Below are 14,848 nucleotides of genomic sequence, written 5' to 3'. Positions count from 1 at the left end.
TCGATCACCGCGCCTCCACGAGGTTCGCGCCCGCGAGCGCGGGCGACCAGCTGTCGAGCATGGCGCCCACCGACTGCTCGGCGGCGGGGTCGAGCAGGTCTCGCTCGGCCATCCAGGTGTCGTCGAAGACCGTGTCCAGGTACTTCTCGCCGCCGTCGCAGACCAGCGTCACCACGGTCGAGCCGGGCGGGAACTGCTCCAGCCGGACCAGCGCGGCGTGCACCGAGCCGCCCGCCGAGCCGCCGATCAGCAACCCGAGTTTGGCGGCGACGGCGCGCGCGGTGGCGAAGGCGTCGGTGTCGGTGACCTTCACGCCCTCGTCCAGCAGCGAGTAGTCGACCGCGGTGCCGATGGTGGCGCCGGGCGGGGTGCCGGTGCCGGACTGCCAGTACGGCCCGCCCTCGCCGCCGAAGGCGATCGAGCCCTCCGGCTCCACCCCGACCACGTACGGCACGTGGCCGAGCTGCCGCAGCCGGGTCGCGGTGCCGAACAGCGAGCCGCCGGTGCCGACCGCGGAGAGCAGGATGTCCACCCGCTCGACGTCGGCGAGCAACTCGTCGGCGACGGCGTGGTAGCCGACGGCGTTGGCGTCGTTGTTGTGCTGCTCGGTGAAGTACGCGCCGTCCTCGGCGGCCGCCATCGCCTCGGCGAGGTCCTCCCGCGCCGAGGTGGCGAGGCTATCGTCGCCCTCGTCGGCGACGTACACCAGATTCGCTCCCATGGCTCGCATCGCGCGCAGTTTGTCCTTACAGGCGTGGTGGTCGACGACCGCGGTGAAGCGGTACCCACGTTCGGCGGCCACTACCGCGAGCCCGAGCCCGGTATTGCCGGACGTGGACTCGATGATATGCCCGCCAACTCCCAGCAAACCACGCCGCTCGGCATCGAGCACCATCTCCCGCGCCATCCGGATCTTCGCCGTCCCGGTCGGGTTGAAGGTCTCCAGCTTGAGCAGCAGCCTGGTGCCGGTCGCGGTGCGGGCGAGCTCGAACAGCGGGGTACGGCCGATGAGGTCCGTCACGCGCGTGACGAGCGGCATGGAATCTTCTCCTCTTGATCTCAGGTGGGCGCCGCGTCGAGACGCCAGCGCAGCGTCCCCTCGCGCTCGGTGAGCACGATCTTCGGCGGGACGGGGAGTTCATGGAAGGCGGATTCGTTCGAATCCATCTGGTACCCGGCGGTGTTCGGGTAGACCAGCAGGTCGCCGGGCTCGGCCCGGCGGGGCAGCGGCACCCGGCGCCTGCTGAGCAGGTCGGAGTCGAGGCAGGTGGCCGCGCCGACGCTGGTCGGGGTGCGGACGCCGGGTCGCGGCGGCCACAGCACCGGGTCCGGCAGGTACTCGCTGTCGAACCACTGCTCGGACAGGCTCAGGCTGGTGCCGTCGACGGTCAGCAGGTCGTAGGGCTCGCCGCCGCTGAGCCGGGTCTTCCGGCCCTGTACCCGGAACACGGTACAGCCGGCCCGGTCCAGCAGGGCGCGCCCCGGCTCGATGGCGAGCACGGTGTCGGTGGCGACGAGGCGCTTCCCCAGCCCGCGGTGCCGCAGGATGGCGGTGAGCATGGCCGCGCCCGGCTCCGGGAAGTGGTACGGGTAGTACGAGCCGGGCTCGGTGTCGCCGTGGAACCAGTGCGGCCCGGCCGACGCGGTGAACTCGGCCCATGCCGCCGCCGGGACGTAGTCCACCCCGAAGCCGCCGCCGATGGAGAGCGTGCGGCCCGGGTGCCCGCTCGCCGCCGCGGCCGCCAGCCGGTCCAGCAACGTGTGCGCGAACTCCGCGCGCTGCTCGGCGTCGTAGCCGGAGAGGTGGAAGCTCAGCCCCTCCCAGCGGATCCGGCCTTCGAGCCGGTCCAGCCTTCGGTGCGCCTCGTCCAGCTCCTCGGCTGTGAGCCCGAACCGGCTGGTCGAGCCGGGCGGCAGGGCGCGGAGCAGGATGCGCGGCGGCGGCGCCCCGTCGGTGGCGGCGGGCAGCCGGTCCAGTTCGTCCAGCGCGTCCACCGCGATCAGCGCGCCGTGCCTGGCGGCCAGCCAGAGCAGCTCGCCGGACTTGGCCGGGCCGGTCACCATCAGCTCGCCGCCGCGCACGCCCTGGGCCAGCGCGGCGACCAGCTCACCGGTGCTGGCCACGTCGATCCCGGCGCCCGCGGTGGCGCAGGCCCGCGCCACGCAGGCCGCCTTGTTCGCCTTCTTGCCGTAGTAGATCGCGCCGGTGACGCCATCGGCCTCGAAGGCCGCCCTGAACTCGCGCACCGCGCGCACCACCCGCTCCGGGAAGAGCACGTGGAAGGGGCCGCCGACGATGTCGGTCAGTTCGCCGAGCAGCCCGGGATCGGCCAGTAGCCGCTGCTCCCACCGGTCGCGGTGGGCGGGCAGCGGCGCGGCGGCGATCCCGGTCAGTCCCACAGCGGCACCTCGACCCCGCGGCCCTCCGCGATCGCCCGCTCGGCCAGCGCGTGCGCCACCGCGACATCGGTGAGCACGAGCCCGCTGTTGTAGACGAAGATCTTCTCGTCGTCGCTGCGCCTGGCGACCGCGCGCCTGCTCAGGATGCGCGGCAGCTCCGCGTCGACCGCGCGCAGCACGCCGTCCGGGCCCGCCATGTCGGTGCCGGTGAGCGCCATCTGCTCGGCGCTGGTCGCGATCACCCGATCGGCCTCCACCAGCGCCGACGGCGCCAGCCCGTACCCGACCAGGACGGCGGTGCAGCCCGGCGGCAGGTCGTCGGCCTCCAGCGCGACCTCGGTGCCGGGCCCCGCGGTCGCGAGCACCACGTCGGCCCCGCCCGCCGCGGCCACCGGGTCCTCGACCACCTCGAGCAGCGCGTGCGGCTGGTGCGCCGCCAGGTTCTCCTTGACCGCGGCCAGCCCCTCCGGGTGCGTGCCGTAGACCATGAGCTTGCGCAGCTGCGGATTCGCCGCGAGCAGGTGCGGCAGCGCATTGCGGCCCTGGGTGCCGGTCCCGATGAGCAGCACGCTCTCCGCGCCGCGGCGCACCGTCTCGCGGACCAGCAGCGCCGAGACCGCGGGCGTGCGCAGCGCGCCGACCCGCGCGCAGTCCATCATGGCGATCGGCGCGCCGGTGCTGTCGTCGTAGAGCGTGATGGTGGTGTAGTACCGCTTGGTGCTGCGGTCGTGCCCCGGATCGAACTTGTACGAGGTCTTCATGGCGACCACCCGGCGCCTGCCGTCCCGGCCGAGCATGGCGTAGGCGACCGACCAGCCGTCCGGGTTGGCCACGCTGAGCTTGCGCGGATTGTCCGATTCCCCCGCGGCCAGCGCGAGATACGCCTCCTCCACCGCGCGGACGACGTCGGCGGGGGTGATCGGCACATCGGCCAGATCGCTCCGGCTCAGCACGCGCAGCGGCGTGCTCCGGTCACGGTTGCTCATCGCTTCCTCGATCATCGGAGGTGTCCCGTCCTGTCACCGTGCGAAACGGGGCAACGATCTGCTGCCCGTATCCATTCTCACGGTTCTCGGCGGCGCGCCTGCGCCGCTCGGGAAGACGAATATTGACGCGCTTGAGCCACCGGTCGGTGCCGTCGTAGCGCGCGGTGAACGGTACCCGGCCGTGCACCGCGACATCGTTGTCCACCAGCAGCAGCTCGCCGGGGGCGAGCGCGGCCACCCGGCAGACCCGCTCCAGCTCGGCGCCGAGCCGGGCGTAGGCGCGGCGGTACTCGGCGCCCGCGTCGTCCAGGGGGGTGTAGGCCGGGTCGTAGCGGGTGGTGAGTTCGGCTGCGGCGCCGTCGGATTCGATGTCGCCGGGGTGCCAGAGCGTGGGCAGCGCCGGAGCGGCCGCGCGGTCGTGCGCGTCGCCGTAGGAGACGTCGGGCAGGATCGGCAGCACCGGCTCGGCCAGCGTGCGGCGCTCGGCGGCGGTGAGCTCGACCTGCCGCACCGAGGAGACGGTGGTGCCGACCATGTCGTGGTTGCGCAGGCAGCCGAGCAGGAGCAGGTGCGCGCGCTCGGGGTGGAAGGCGTCCTCGGTGTGCGGGGTGAGCAGCGTGCTGCTGCTCGCGCCGGACTGCTCGTGCTCGTGCCCGGCCGCCGGGACGATGTTGTTCACCAGCCGCCCGCCCTGCTGGCCGCGCCAGCCGAAGGGCTCACCCGCCGCGGCGGCGAGCAGCAGCAGGGAGATGTCGAGCCGCAGCGAGGCGGCGGTCGGCGCGGCGGCGCCGTCCCGGCCCGCGGCGGCGCGCCAATCCTGCGGTGTGGCGCCGATTTCCGCGTCGCGCACCGGCAGTCCGCCGACGATTGTGGCACCGGCGGAGGTGCTCGGCGGGCGCACCGCGGCCGCGACCGAGCCGGGCAGCCCCGGCACGTACCGGCGCACCGCGGCGACGATGCGCGGGTCGGTCAGCGTCGCGGCTGCGGTGGTGTCGCCGTCGAGCCCGAGTGTGACGCAGATCGCATCAGCGGCGGCGCGGATCGCGGCGCCCGCCGCGGGCGGGATCTCGCGGCGCTCGACGGCCTGCGGGTGAAACGTCGAACGTTCGGAGAGAACGCTTTTCACCGAGTGGGGTCCCTTCTTCGGATCGAGCCGGAAGCGGATGAGACGATTCGAGTCCGAAGGTAGTGGGTCGGGCGTTGGTTAAGCAAGGCTTGCCTAATTTGCAAGGCCACACATAGCGGTACGACATGACCGGAACGGCCGCCGACGATACCCGTTCGGCAACTTCCGGGCGAATCCCGGCTGCGGCGAGTCGCGCACACGCCGGTTGCCTCGACTGTGCCGAGTTCCCGCCATCATTAGGCTAGCCTGACCTTGCCGGTGTGTGCCATCAGGGCGGTTGCGACGCATCGGGTTACGCGACGACGCGGGCCGGGCGGCCTGGAGGGAAGGCGGCGTGATGCGGTGGAATCGGCGGCAGGTGCTGGCCTCGGGAGCCGGGCTGAGCGTGCTCTTCGCGCTCGCGGCGTGCGGGAACGGCGGTTCGGCCGGCGGCCCCGCGCAGCGCGGCGGCACGCTGCGGGTCGGCGCGCTCGGCACCTCGGCCCGCACCGAGCGCGACCCGCACGGAAACCTCAGCAACGACAGCGATTTCCTGATCGCCTCGCTGCTCTACGACCCGCTCACGGTGCCGGGCGCCGACCCGACCGTCGTGCCGCGGCTCGCCCGCTCCTGGGAGTCCGATCCGGAGCACCGGCGCTGGACCTTCACCCTCGCCGAGAACGCCACCTTCCACGACGGCACCCCGGTGACCGCCGACGACGTGGTGTGGTCGCTGCGCAGGCTGCGCACCGTGGCGGGCGCCGCCAAGCTGCCGGTCGCGGCCGAGGCCATCACCGCGGACGGCCCGAACCGGGTACTGCTCACCGTCGAGGAACCGAACAGCGAACTGCCGCTGCTGGTCCGGTTGATGACCTTCACGGTCAAGCGGGACACCACCGACTTCACCGCCGCGATCGGCACCGGACCCTTCCGGCTGGCGTCCCGCGACGGCGGCACCACCCGGCTGGTGCGCAACGACGGCTGGTACGGCGGCGCGCCGCTGCTGGACGCCATCGAGGTCACCGCCTTCGAGAGCACCACCGCGCTCGGCAACGCCGTGCTGGCCGGGCAGATCGACCTGGCCTCCAACGCGGGCGCCATCGCGGGCCGGACCGCCGCGGGCAGGCCGGACCTGCAGGTGGTCCGGCGGGCGAACGACACCATGCTCGGGCTGGCCGTGCGCACCTCGGACGGCCCCTTCGCCGATCCGCGGGTGCGCGCCGCGCTCCGGCTCGGGGTCGACCGCGGCGCCCTGGTCGACCAGGTGCACTCCGGCTACGGCACGGTCGCCAACGACGTGCTCGGCACCGGCGACCCGCGCTACGACCGCGCGCTGCCGCAGCGCAGCCGCGACCTGGACCGGGCCCGCGCCCTGCTGCGCGAGGCGAACTTCGACACCGGCGCTCGGTACCCGCTGGTGACCAAGGCCGAGGCGCCGGGCGAGGTGGAGTCGGCGCGGGTGCTCGCCACCCAGCTCGCCGAGATCGGGCTGAAGCTGGACGTGGTGACCGAGGAGTCCGGCGTCTTCTACGACCGCAGCTGGCTGCGGGCGCCGCTCTACACCGTCTCCTGGGGCACCAACGACTCCGTGCTCTTCTACGCGCGCACCCTGCTCGCCTCCGGCTCCAACCGCAATGAAACCGCCTTCAGAGACGCCGAATTCGACGCCGCCACCGCGCGGGCGCTGGCCGCGCCGGACGATGCCGACGCCATCCGCACGCTGCAGCGCATCGAGTACGACCGCGGCGGCTACCTGGTGTGGGGGATGGCCGACGGCATCGACGTGGCGGCGGCGACCGTGCGCGACCTGCCGACGCTCGGCGGGTACGCCAGGGTGCAGCTGGAACGCACATGGCTGGCGGGTTGAGCCGGTCCGCTCCCGCCGTCTTCGGCCTGCTGCTGGCGCAGCGGGTCGCGCTGCTGTTCGCGCTGCTCGCCGCGGTTTTCGTCGCGGTGGAGCTGCTGCCGGGCAGCGGGGCCCGCGCGGTGCTCGGCCGGGAGGCGAGCGATGCGGAGGTCGCCGCCAAGGAGCACGAGCTCGGGCTGGACCGGCCGCTGCTCGTCCGGTTCGGTGCGTGGATCTCCGGGGTGCTCACCGGTGATTTCGGCGCCACCGCGCGGGGACGGCCGATCGGCGAGCTGCTGGCGGGCGCCTTCCCGCAGACGCTGCTGCTCGGCGGGCTCGCGCTGCTGCTCACCGTGCTCGGCTCGCTGCTGCTCGGCGCCTGGTGGGCGCTGCGGCCGGGCAGCCTGCTCGGGCGGGCGCTGCAGCCGGGGAGTTCGGTGGCGGCGGCGCTGCCCGAGTTCGTGCTCGCGGTGCTGCTGGTCGCGGTGTTCTCGCTGCTGCTCGGGTGGTTGCCCGCGGTCACCGTGAGCGGGCGCTCCGGGTTCCCGGTGCGCGCGGACATGCTGGTGCTCCCGGTGCTGGCGCTGGCGGTGCCGCAGATCGGCTGGAACGTCAGGGTGGTGCGCGCCGCGCTCGCCGACGCCGCGCGCGAGCCGCACGTCGAGACCGCGGTGCTGGACGGGCTGCCCGAGCGGGTGGTGCTGCTGCGGCATGTGCTTCCCTTCGCGCTGCCGACCATTGTCGCGGGGTTCGCCACCAGCGTCGGCATGCTGCTCGGCGGTGCGCTGGTCGTCGAAGCCGTCTTCAACTACCCCGGCGTCGGGGCACTACTGGCCGGTTCGGTCGCCGACCGGGACGCCGCGCTCGTCGCCGCCGTCGTCGCGCTCACCGCGGTGAGCGTGCTCGCCATGCTCGCGGTCGCGGACGCGGTGCGGGCGTGGTCGGTGCGGGGGCGGGCATGAACGCGCCGGAGGCGCGCAGTGGTGCGCGGGCGGCGCACGACGTGGTGCCCGACGCACGCGGTTCCGGCTCGGGGGCGCCTGGCGGCATGGTGAAAAGGCTGCTCGGCGGGGTGCTGCCGCGCCTGCGCGGGGACCGGCCGGACAGCGGGCGTGCGGGGGTGCCCGGCCTCGCGCGGCGGTGGCGCGTCCTGCTCACGGTGCTGCCCGCGCTCGTCGTGGTGCTGCTGGCGGCCGCCGGACCCGCATTGGCCCCGCACCCGGTCGACCATCCGGTCGGCATGCCCTTCGCCGACCCCGCCGCGGGCGCCCCGCTCGGCACCGACCGCCTCGGCCACGACGTCCTCAGCGGGCTCCTGCACGGCGGCTGGGGACTCCTGCTCCTCGCCGCGGCGATCGCCATCGGCACCACGCTGCTCGGCGCGGTACTCGGCGCGCTCGCCGCCCTGCGCCCCGCCTGGGGCAGGCTCATCGAGGGCAGCGCGGACTTCGCCATTCTCATCCCGGCCGTCCTCGGTATTTTGCTGGTCCTGACCTCGTGGCCGACCGCGGGTATCGCCGGCCTCCTGCTCGTCGCCCTGCTCTTCGGCGTCCCGTACTGCGCCCGCGTCTTCGCCGCCGCCGCGGCGGGCATCGCCGCCACCGGCTACGTCGAGGTCGCCCGCGCCTCCGGCGAGACGCTCCCGCACCTGGTCTTCGCCGAGGTGCTCCCCAACCTGCGCGAAGTGATCGCCGCCCAGCTCGGCCTGCGCTTCGTCGCCGCCGTCTACCTGGTGAGCACCGCCTCGTTCCTCCAACTCCCCGCCACCCTCGGCGCCACCAACTGGGCGGTCATGGTGCGCGACAACGGCTCCGGCATCGTCCTCAACCCGTGGGCGGTGCTCGCCCCCGGGCTCGCCATCGCCGTGATCGCGGTGAGCGTCAACCTCGCCGCGAGCGCACTCGGCCGGACGGAGCGGTCGTGAGCGGGGTACGGGCGCGCGGCCTCGCCCTGATCGCCGCTGACGGCCGGAAACTGTTCGGGCCGCGCGACTTCGACATCGAACCGGGCACGGTCACCGCTCTGACCGGCCCCTCCGGCAGCGGCAAGACCACGCTCATGCGGCTGCTGCTCGGCCAACGCCTGCCCGGCGCGACCGTCGAGGGCACGCTCACCGTCGCGGGCCACGACGTCCGCACCCTCGACCCGCCTGCCCTGCGCCGATTCCGCCGCACGCACATCGCCTACGTCGCCCAGGACCCCGGCTCCGCGCTGAACCCGCTGCTCCGGGTCCGCACCCTCCTCGGCGAGGTAGCGGCTGAGAGCGCGAGCATCCCGGAGACCCTGCGCGCCGTCGGCCTCGACGAGACCTTCCTGCCGCGCCGCCCCGGCACCCTCTCCGGCGGCCAGCAGCGCCGCGTCGCCCTGGCCCGCGCCCTGGTCCGCCGCACCGACGTCCTCGTTCTCGACGAACCATTCGCCGGGTTGCACGGTGCCCTGCGCACCGAGATCGCCGCGCTCATCCAGCGGATCGCCCGCGACCGCGGGGTAGCCGTCCTGCTCTCCGGCCACGACACCGCAACCGTGCACAGCATCGCCGACCAGGTGATCGAACTCGACTCCGCCACAACCGTTCCTGCTGCCGTCGCTCTCACCGACGAAGCTCCGCCCGGCGAGATCGTGCTCCGCGCAACGGGTCTCACCGCCCACGCGGGCGGCGTCCAGGTGCTCACCGACATCGACCTCGAACTGACCGCGGGTTCGGCGCTCGCCGTCGTCGGCGCCTCCGGAGCGGGCAAGACCACCCTCGCCCGAGTCCTCGCAGGCCTGCACCCCGACGCGAGCGGCACCCTCGAACTGCACGGCGAACCGATCCCACTCGACCCCCGCCGCCGCCCCCGCGGAATCCAGATCGTCACCCAGAACCCCCGCTCCGCCCTCAACCCCCGCCGCACCGTCGCCCAAATCATCGGCCGCCCCCTCCGCCGCGTAGCCCGCGTCCCCCGCGCCGACCTCCCCTCCCGCATCACCGACCTCCTCACCGCCGTCGACCTCCCCGCCGACCTCGCTCCCCGCCGCCCCCACGAACTCTCCGGCGGCCAACGCCAGCGCGTAGCCCTCGCCCGCGCCCTCGCCGCCGACCCCGCGGTGCTGATTTGCGACGAGATCACCGCCGCCCTCGACCACACCACCGCCACCGCCGTCCTCACCCTCCTCGCCCGCCTCCGCACCCGAGGCACCACCCTCCTCGTCATCAGCCACGACATCCCCCTCATCGCCACCTTCTGCCCGCACACCCTCGTCCTCGACGCGGGCAAGGTCGTCGAATCCGGCCCCACCGCCGCCCTCCTCGCCGCTGCGACGCACCCCGCCACGCGGGCCCTGCTGGGCTGAGCGAAGATGGTCATCCCGGCGGGGGACGAGCCGGTAAAATCGAGGGGGAGTAATGGCGGAGGTGACCCGATGGCCGAGCGACCAGCCGACGAGCGCACACGTCGTGCGCGCGTCATTCGCGCTGCCCGGACGACCAGCAAGCTGGAAGGTGCCCGGAGCACGGACGCGACCCGGGCTGATCAGGATGCCTACGTCCGCGGCGAGATCGACATCGCTCAGCTCGGCGCCCGGGTGCGCGCCCGCTACAACCTGGACTGACGCACGAGCGGCACACCGTGTCCAGCGGTGAAACACGTCCGCCCTGGGATACGGGCGATGCCGACGTGAATTGGACCGGTTACTTCCTGCCCGGCACCGAGGTGTTGCGGAACCGAGTCGGAGCGACGAACAGGGACGATCTCGCCGACGCGGAAAACGATCTCGTCGAAATCCGCGTCGCCGAGTTGCGCGAAGCTCCGGAGCTCGTCGAGCGGACCTACGACCTCGCCCACCTGCGAGCAGTGCACGGGTTCCTATTTCAGGACGTCTACGAGTGGGCCGGAGATCTGCGGACCGTCGGTCTCGAAAAGGGCGGCGAATCATTCTGCACGCCAATCGAAGCCGGGCGAGCGGTATCGCACGTGGCCGACCGGATCAGGGAACTCGATCGGTTGCGAGCGGTGAACGACCGCGACGCGCCCGGCCTGCTCGCCTATCTGTACGACTACGTGAACTTCGCCCACCCGTTCCGCGAAGGCAATGGCCGCGCGCAGCGCGAGTTCTTCGACCAGTTGCTCTCCGAGTCCGGCCGCGGCCTGGCCTGGGATCTGATCGACAAGACCGAGCTGCACACCGCCTGCCACACGGCCCGTGCGAACGGCGACCTCACGCTGCTCGAGCAGATGTTCACCACCATCCTCGACGATCAACCCGCGTATTTCTACGACTGATTCCACGCTGAACTGGGTATTCGAGCGCCCCCGGCACAATGGACCACGTGGTGTGGAGAAGAGCGGGCGCGGCGGCGGCCATCGTGGCGACCCTGGTGCTCGCCGGTTGCGGGTTCGGCAAGGAGCGGGAGCCGCTCCCGGAGGGGATTCCGCCGGGCCCGGGAACCCCGCTCCCGGCGATCGATGTGAACGCCCCCGGCCGGGCGGCGCTGCAACTCCGGGGTTGGGCGGAGGAGCAGGCGGAGCGGATGGCGATCCCGCTGCAGGCACTGGAGGCGTACGGCTACGCGGCGGCGGTCATGGCGAACTCCCGCCCGGACTGCGGCATCGCCTGGACCACCCTCGCGGGCATCGCCAGCGTGGAGAGCAAGCACGGCACCTACCGCGGCTCGCAGGTGGCGGAGGACGGCCGGGTGCACCCGCCGATCATCGGCATCCCCCTGGACGGCGCCCCCGGCGTCGCCAGGATCACCGATACCGACCGCGGCGCCCTCGACGGCGACCGCGAGTTCGACCGCGCGGTCGGCCCGCTGCAATTCATCCCGGAGACCTGGAAGCGCTGGGGCGTCGACGCCAACGGCGACAACAACGTCGACCCGCAGAACATCGACGACGCCGCGCTCACCGCGGCCCGCTACCTCTGCGCGAGCGGCGGCGACCTCACCTCCGAGCTGGGCTGGCAGCGCGCGCTCATGACCTACAACCAGTCCAACAGCTACCTGCTCACCGTGCGCGACCGCGCCGCCGCCTACAGCATCGGCCGCCGGGTGTGATCCGCCCGGAGTGCCGATTACCGAGGTCCGGGCCGGAACGATAGGCTCGCAGCGCACGGGCCATGCCCGTGTGACCATGCCTGTCAGCTGCCGAAGGAGTTCGTTTTCGTGGCCATCATCGAACAGGTCGGAGCACGCGAGATCCTTGACTCTCGCGGTAACCCCACTGTCGAGGTCGAGATCGCTCTCGACGACGGCACCCTGACCAGGGCGGCCGTTCCGTCCGGCGCCTCCACCGGTGAGCACGAGGCGGTGGAGCTGCGCGACGGCGGCGACCGCTACCTCGGCAAGGGCGTCCAGAAGGCCGTCGAGGGCGTGCTGGACGAGATCGCCCCGGCCGTGATCGGCCTGGACGCGGTCGAGCAGCGCACCGTCGACCAGGTGCTGCTGGATCTGGACGGCACCCCGGACAAGTCCCGGCTCGGCGCGAACGCCCTGCTCGGCGTCTCGCTGGCGGTGGCGCGGGCGGCCGCGGAGTCCTCCGGGCTGGAGCTCTTCCGCTACCTGGGCGGCCCGAACGCGCACGTGCTCCCGGTGCCGATGATGAACATCCTGAACGGCGGCGCGCACGCCGACACCGGCGTCGATGTGCAGGAGTTCATGGTCGCCCCGCTCGGCGCGCCCACCTTCAAGGAGTCGCTGCGCTGGGGCACCGAGGTGTACCACGCGCTCAAGTCGGTGCTGAAGAGCAAGGGGCTGGCCACCGGGCTCGGCGACGAGGGCGGCTTCGCCCCCGACGTCGCGGGCACCCGCGAGGCGCTGGACCTGATCGCCACCGCCATCGGCAAGACCGGCCTCACCCTCGGCCGCGATGTCGCGCTCGCGCTCGACGTCGCCGCCACCGAGTTCTACAACTCCGCCACCGGCTACACCTTCGAGGGCACCGCGCGCACCGCGGAGGAGATGGCGCAGTTCTACGCCGAGCTGCTCACCACCTACCCGCTGGTCTCCATCGAGGACCCGCTGTCGGAGGACGACTGGGACGGCTGGGTCGCGCTCACCGACCTGATCGGCGACAAGGTGCAGCTGGTCGGCGACGACCTCTTCGTCACCAACCCGGAGCGGCTGGAGGAGGGCATCGTCAAGGGCGCCGCCAACGCGCTGCTGGTGAAGGTGAACCAGATCGGCACCCTGACCGAGACCCTGGACGCGGTCGAGCTCGCGCACCGCAACGGCTACAAGACCATGATGAGCCACCGCTCCGGCGAGACCGAGGACACCACCATCGCCGACCTCGCGGTCGCGGTGGGCAGCGGCCAGATCAAGACCGGTGCCCCGGCGCGCAGCGAGCGGGTCGCCAAGTACAACCAGCTGCTGCGCATCGAGGACGCGCTCGGCGACTCCGCCAGGTACGCGGGCGACGTCGCCTTCCCGCGGTTCGCCTTCGAGGGCTGACGACCGGTGATCGGCGGCGAGGGATGACGGAGCGGCGGACGCGCGGCGCGGGCCCGAGTGGTCGGCGCACGTCGCGGTCCGCCCGCTCCCGCCCCGCCGCCGATCACGCGACCGCGGGCCGCGCGCCGCGCAGGCGCGCCGAAGCGGAGAAGAAGCGCGCGCAGAAGATCGGCGAGGGCGGCCGCCGCTCCCGCCGCTCCGACCGTCCCGAGCGCACCTTTCTCGGGCTCTCCACCGGCCGCGCGGTGATCCTCGCCATGGTGGTCTGCGGCCTCGCGCTCACCCTCGCGGTGCCGATGCGCACCTACTTCTCGCAGCGCGCCGAGGCCGTGCAGCTGGCCGCCGAGCGGCAGCGGCTGGAGGACGACGTCGCCGAGCTGCGCGACCGCAGGGTGCAGCAGCAGGACCCCGCCTACATCCGCGCCGAGGCCAGGGACCGGCTGCGGCTCGTCTTCCCCGGCGAAACCCCCTACATCGTCCAGGTGCCCGGCATCGAGGCGCCGCCCGTGGCCGCCGCGCCGACCCGCCCGCGCGAACCCGACCCCTGGTACACCGACCTCTGGCGCAGCCTCGACCAGCCCGCCCCCACCCCGGAAGGACCCCGGTGACCGCCCCCACCCAGCACGACCTGGAGATCGTCGCCCGGCAGCTGGGCCGGGAGCCCCGCGGCGTGCTCGGCATCGCCTACCGCACCCCCGACGGGTTGCCCGCGGTCGTGCGCACCGCCCCCAAGCTGCCGGACGGCACCCCCTTCCCGACGCTCTACTACCTGACCGACCCTCGGCTCACTGCCGAGGCGAGCAGGCAGGAGTCGGCGGGCGTCATGCGCGAGATGACCGAGCGGCTCGGCACCGACCCTTCGCTGGCCGCCGCCTACCGCGCCGCGCACGAGAGCTACCTCGCCGAACGCGACGAGATCGAGCCGCTCGGCACCGACTTCACCGGCGGCGGCATGCCGGACCGGGTCAAGTGCCTGCATGTCCTGATCGCGCACGCGCTGGCCAAGGGGCCAGGCGTGAACCCGCTGGGCGACGAGTCGGTGGCGCTCGCCGCCGAGCACGGCCTGCGCGGCACCGCGGTGCCCGCCGACTGGCCCGAGTACCGGGACCTGCGAGAGGAGAACGAGGCATGAGGGTAGCGGCCGTCGATTGCGGCACCAATTCCATCCGGCTGTTGATCGCCGACGTCCAGGCGGACGGCACCCTGGCTGACGTGCACCGCGAGATGCGGATCGTCCGGCTCGGCCAGGGCGTCGATGCCACCGGCGCCTTCGCCCCCGAGGCGATCGAGCGCACCAGGGTCGCGCTCGCCGACTACGTCGCCGCCATGCGCGAGGCGAAGGTCGACAAGGTGCGCATGGTCGCCACCTCCGCCACCCGCGACGCCTCGAACCGCGAGGAGTTCTTCGGGATGACCCGTGAGCTGCTCGGCACCGTCGTGCCCGGCGCCGAGGCCGAGGTCATCACCGGGGACGAGGAGGCTCGGCTGTCGTTCGCCGGCGCCATCGGCGAGCTCGCCGCCGACGAGGCGCCGTACGTGGTGGTCGACCTGGGCGGCGGCTCCACCGAGCTGGTCTTCGGCGACGCCGACGGGGTGCGCGCCGCCTTCTCCGCCGATATCGGCTGCGTGCGGATCACCGAGCGGGCCATGCCCGGCAACCCGCCCACCGATGAGCAGGTCGCCGCCGCCACGGAGTTCGCCCGCGAGCGGCTGGCCGCCGCCTTCGCCGCGGTGCCGGTGGAGCAGGCGCGCACCTGGGTCGGGGTCGCGGGGACCATGACCACCATCGCCGCCGTCGCGCTCGAACTGCCCGAATACGACGCCTCGAAGGTGCACCTGAGCAGGCTCTCGCTGGACCAGGTGTACGCGGTGTCGGACCGGCTCACCTCGCTCGACCACGACCAGCGCGCCGCGCTCGGCCCCGTGCACCCCGGGCGGGTGGATGTGATCGGCGGCGGTGCGGTCATCGTCCGGGCGCTGGCCGACGAGCTGTCCCGCCGGGCGGGGATCACCGAGCTCGTGGTGAGCGAGCACGACATCCTCGACGGGATCGCGCTCTCCATCGCGTAGGTCCGGTCGCG

General features: G+C 73.2%; 15 protein-coding genes. 11 read left to right on the top strand and 4 right to left on the bottom strand.

Features of this window, described 5'->3' with window-relative positions:
• Window positions 1-4 precede the first annotated feature (4 nt).
• The 4 genes from ACFUUZ_RS18695 to ACFUUZ_RS18680 are packed head-to-tail and all read right to left on the bottom strand — an operon-like array spanning window position 5 to window position 4,512.
• Window positions 5-1,039, bottom strand: coding sequence for a PLP-dependent cysteine synthase family protein (locus ACFUUZ_RS18695; RefSeq protein ID WP_378697753.1), 1,035 nt, complete (start codon window positions 1,037-1,039; stop codon window positions 5-7).
• A gap of 20 nt (window positions 1,040-1,059) precedes the next feature.
• Complete coding sequence (locus ACFUUZ_RS18690) at window positions 1,060-2,400, bottom strand: alanine racemase (protein ID WP_378697751.1); 1,341 nt, start codon at window positions 2,398-2,400, stop codon at window positions 1,060-1,062.
• Window positions 2,391-3,386, bottom strand: coding sequence for an ornithine cyclodeaminase family protein (locus ACFUUZ_RS18685; RefSeq protein ID WP_378697749.1), 996 nt, complete (start codon window positions 3,384-3,386; stop codon window positions 2,391-2,393). The genes ACFUUZ_RS18690 and ACFUUZ_RS18685 overlap by 10 nt, the downstream gene beginning before the upstream one ends.
• A complete protein-coding gene (locus ACFUUZ_RS18680) occupies window positions 3,373-4,512 on the bottom strand; it encodes a TauD/TfdA family dioxygenase (RefSeq protein WP_378697747.1) in 1,140 nt (379 codons plus the stop codon). Before ACFUUZ_RS18680 ends, ACFUUZ_RS18685 begins: the two co-directional genes overlap by 14 nt.
• 337 nt (window positions 4,513-4,849) lie before the next feature.
• Here ACFUUZ_RS18680 and ACFUUZ_RS18675 point away from each other — a divergent pair, with 337 nt between their 5' ends.
• The 11 genes from ACFUUZ_RS18675 (at window position 4,850) to ACFUUZ_RS18625 (ending at window position 14,837) form a co-directional block, all read left to right on the top strand.
• Window positions 4,850-6,358 carry an ABC transporter substrate-binding protein gene (locus ACFUUZ_RS18675; RefSeq protein WP_378697745.1) on the top strand — a complete coding sequence of 503 codons (1,509 nt, stop codon included), beginning with the start codon at window positions 4,850-4,852 and terminating at the stop codon, window positions 6,356-6,358.
• On the top strand, window positions 6,343-7,299 hold the full coding sequence (locus ACFUUZ_RS18670; RefSeq protein WP_378697743.1) for an ABC transporter permease: 957 nt from the start codon (window positions 6,343-6,345) through the stop codon (window positions 7,297-7,299). Before ACFUUZ_RS18675 ends, ACFUUZ_RS18670 begins: the two co-directional genes overlap by 16 nt.
• The gene (locus tag ACFUUZ_RS18665; protein WP_378697741.1) at window positions 7,275-8,261 is read left to right on the top strand and encodes an ABC transporter permease subunit; all 987 of its coding nucleotides are present in this window, start codon (window positions 7,275-7,277) and stop codon (window positions 8,259-8,261) included. The genes ACFUUZ_RS18670 and ACFUUZ_RS18665 overlap by 25 nt, the downstream gene beginning before the upstream one ends.
• Entirely contained in the window at window positions 8,258-9,670 is a 1,413-nt protein-coding gene (locus tag ACFUUZ_RS18660; RefSeq protein WP_378697739.1) for an ABC transporter ATP-binding protein, read from the top strand. The genes ACFUUZ_RS18665 and ACFUUZ_RS18660 overlap by 4 nt, the downstream gene beginning before the upstream one ends.
• A 69-nt stretch (window positions 9,671-9,739) precedes the next feature.
• Entirely contained in the window at window positions 9,740-9,928 is a 189-nt protein-coding gene (locus ACFUUZ_RS18655) for a hypothetical protein (protein ID WP_233020420.1), read from the top strand.
• A 17-nt stretch (window positions 9,929-9,945) separates the two neighbouring features.
• Window positions 9,946-10,599 carry a Fic/DOC family protein gene (locus tag ACFUUZ_RS18650; protein ID WP_378697737.1) on the top strand — a complete coding sequence of 218 codons (654 nt, stop codon included), beginning with the start codon at window positions 9,946-9,948 and terminating at the stop codon, window positions 10,597-10,599.
• A gap of 38 nt (window positions 10,600-10,637) precedes the next feature.
• Window positions 10,638-11,372 (top strand): lytic transglycosylase domain-containing protein, encoded by a 735-nt coding sequence (locus ACFUUZ_RS18645; RefSeq protein WP_378697735.1) that lies wholly within the window; start codon window positions 10,638-10,640, stop codon window positions 11,370-11,372.
• Between the two features lie 108 nt (window positions 11,373-11,480).
• Window positions 11,481-12,767: a phosphopyruvate hydratase gene (gene eno, locus ACFUUZ_RS18640; protein WP_378697733.1), complete on the top strand. Its 1,287-nt coding sequence runs from the start codon at window positions 11,481-11,483 to the stop codon at window positions 12,765-12,767.
• A 23-nt stretch (window positions 12,768-12,790) separates the two neighbouring features.
• Entirely contained in the window at window positions 12,791-13,375 is a 585-nt protein-coding gene (locus ACFUUZ_RS18635) for a septum formation initiator family protein (protein WP_378697731.1), read from the top strand.
• On the top strand, window positions 13,372-13,899 hold the full coding sequence (locus ACFUUZ_RS18630) for a DUF501 domain-containing protein (RefSeq protein ID WP_378697729.1): 528 nt from the start codon (window positions 13,372-13,374) through the stop codon (window positions 13,897-13,899). The genes ACFUUZ_RS18635 and ACFUUZ_RS18630 overlap by 4 nt, the downstream gene beginning before the upstream one ends.
• A complete protein-coding gene (locus tag ACFUUZ_RS18625) occupies window positions 13,896-14,837 on the top strand; it encodes an exopolyphosphatase (RefSeq protein WP_378697727.1) in 942 nt (313 codons plus the stop codon). The genes ACFUUZ_RS18630 and ACFUUZ_RS18625 overlap by 4 nt, the downstream gene beginning before the upstream one ends.
• Window positions 14,838-14,848: the final 11 nt, after the last annotated feature.

The organism is Nocardia sp. NPDC057353 (assembly GCF_042667085.1).
Classification (GTDB): domain Bacteria; phylum Actinomycetota; class Actinomycetes; order Mycobacteriales; family Mycobacteriaceae; genus Nocardia.
Note: the sequence above shows the minus strand (reverse complement) of the source record. Positions and strands in the feature narration are given on the sequence as shown.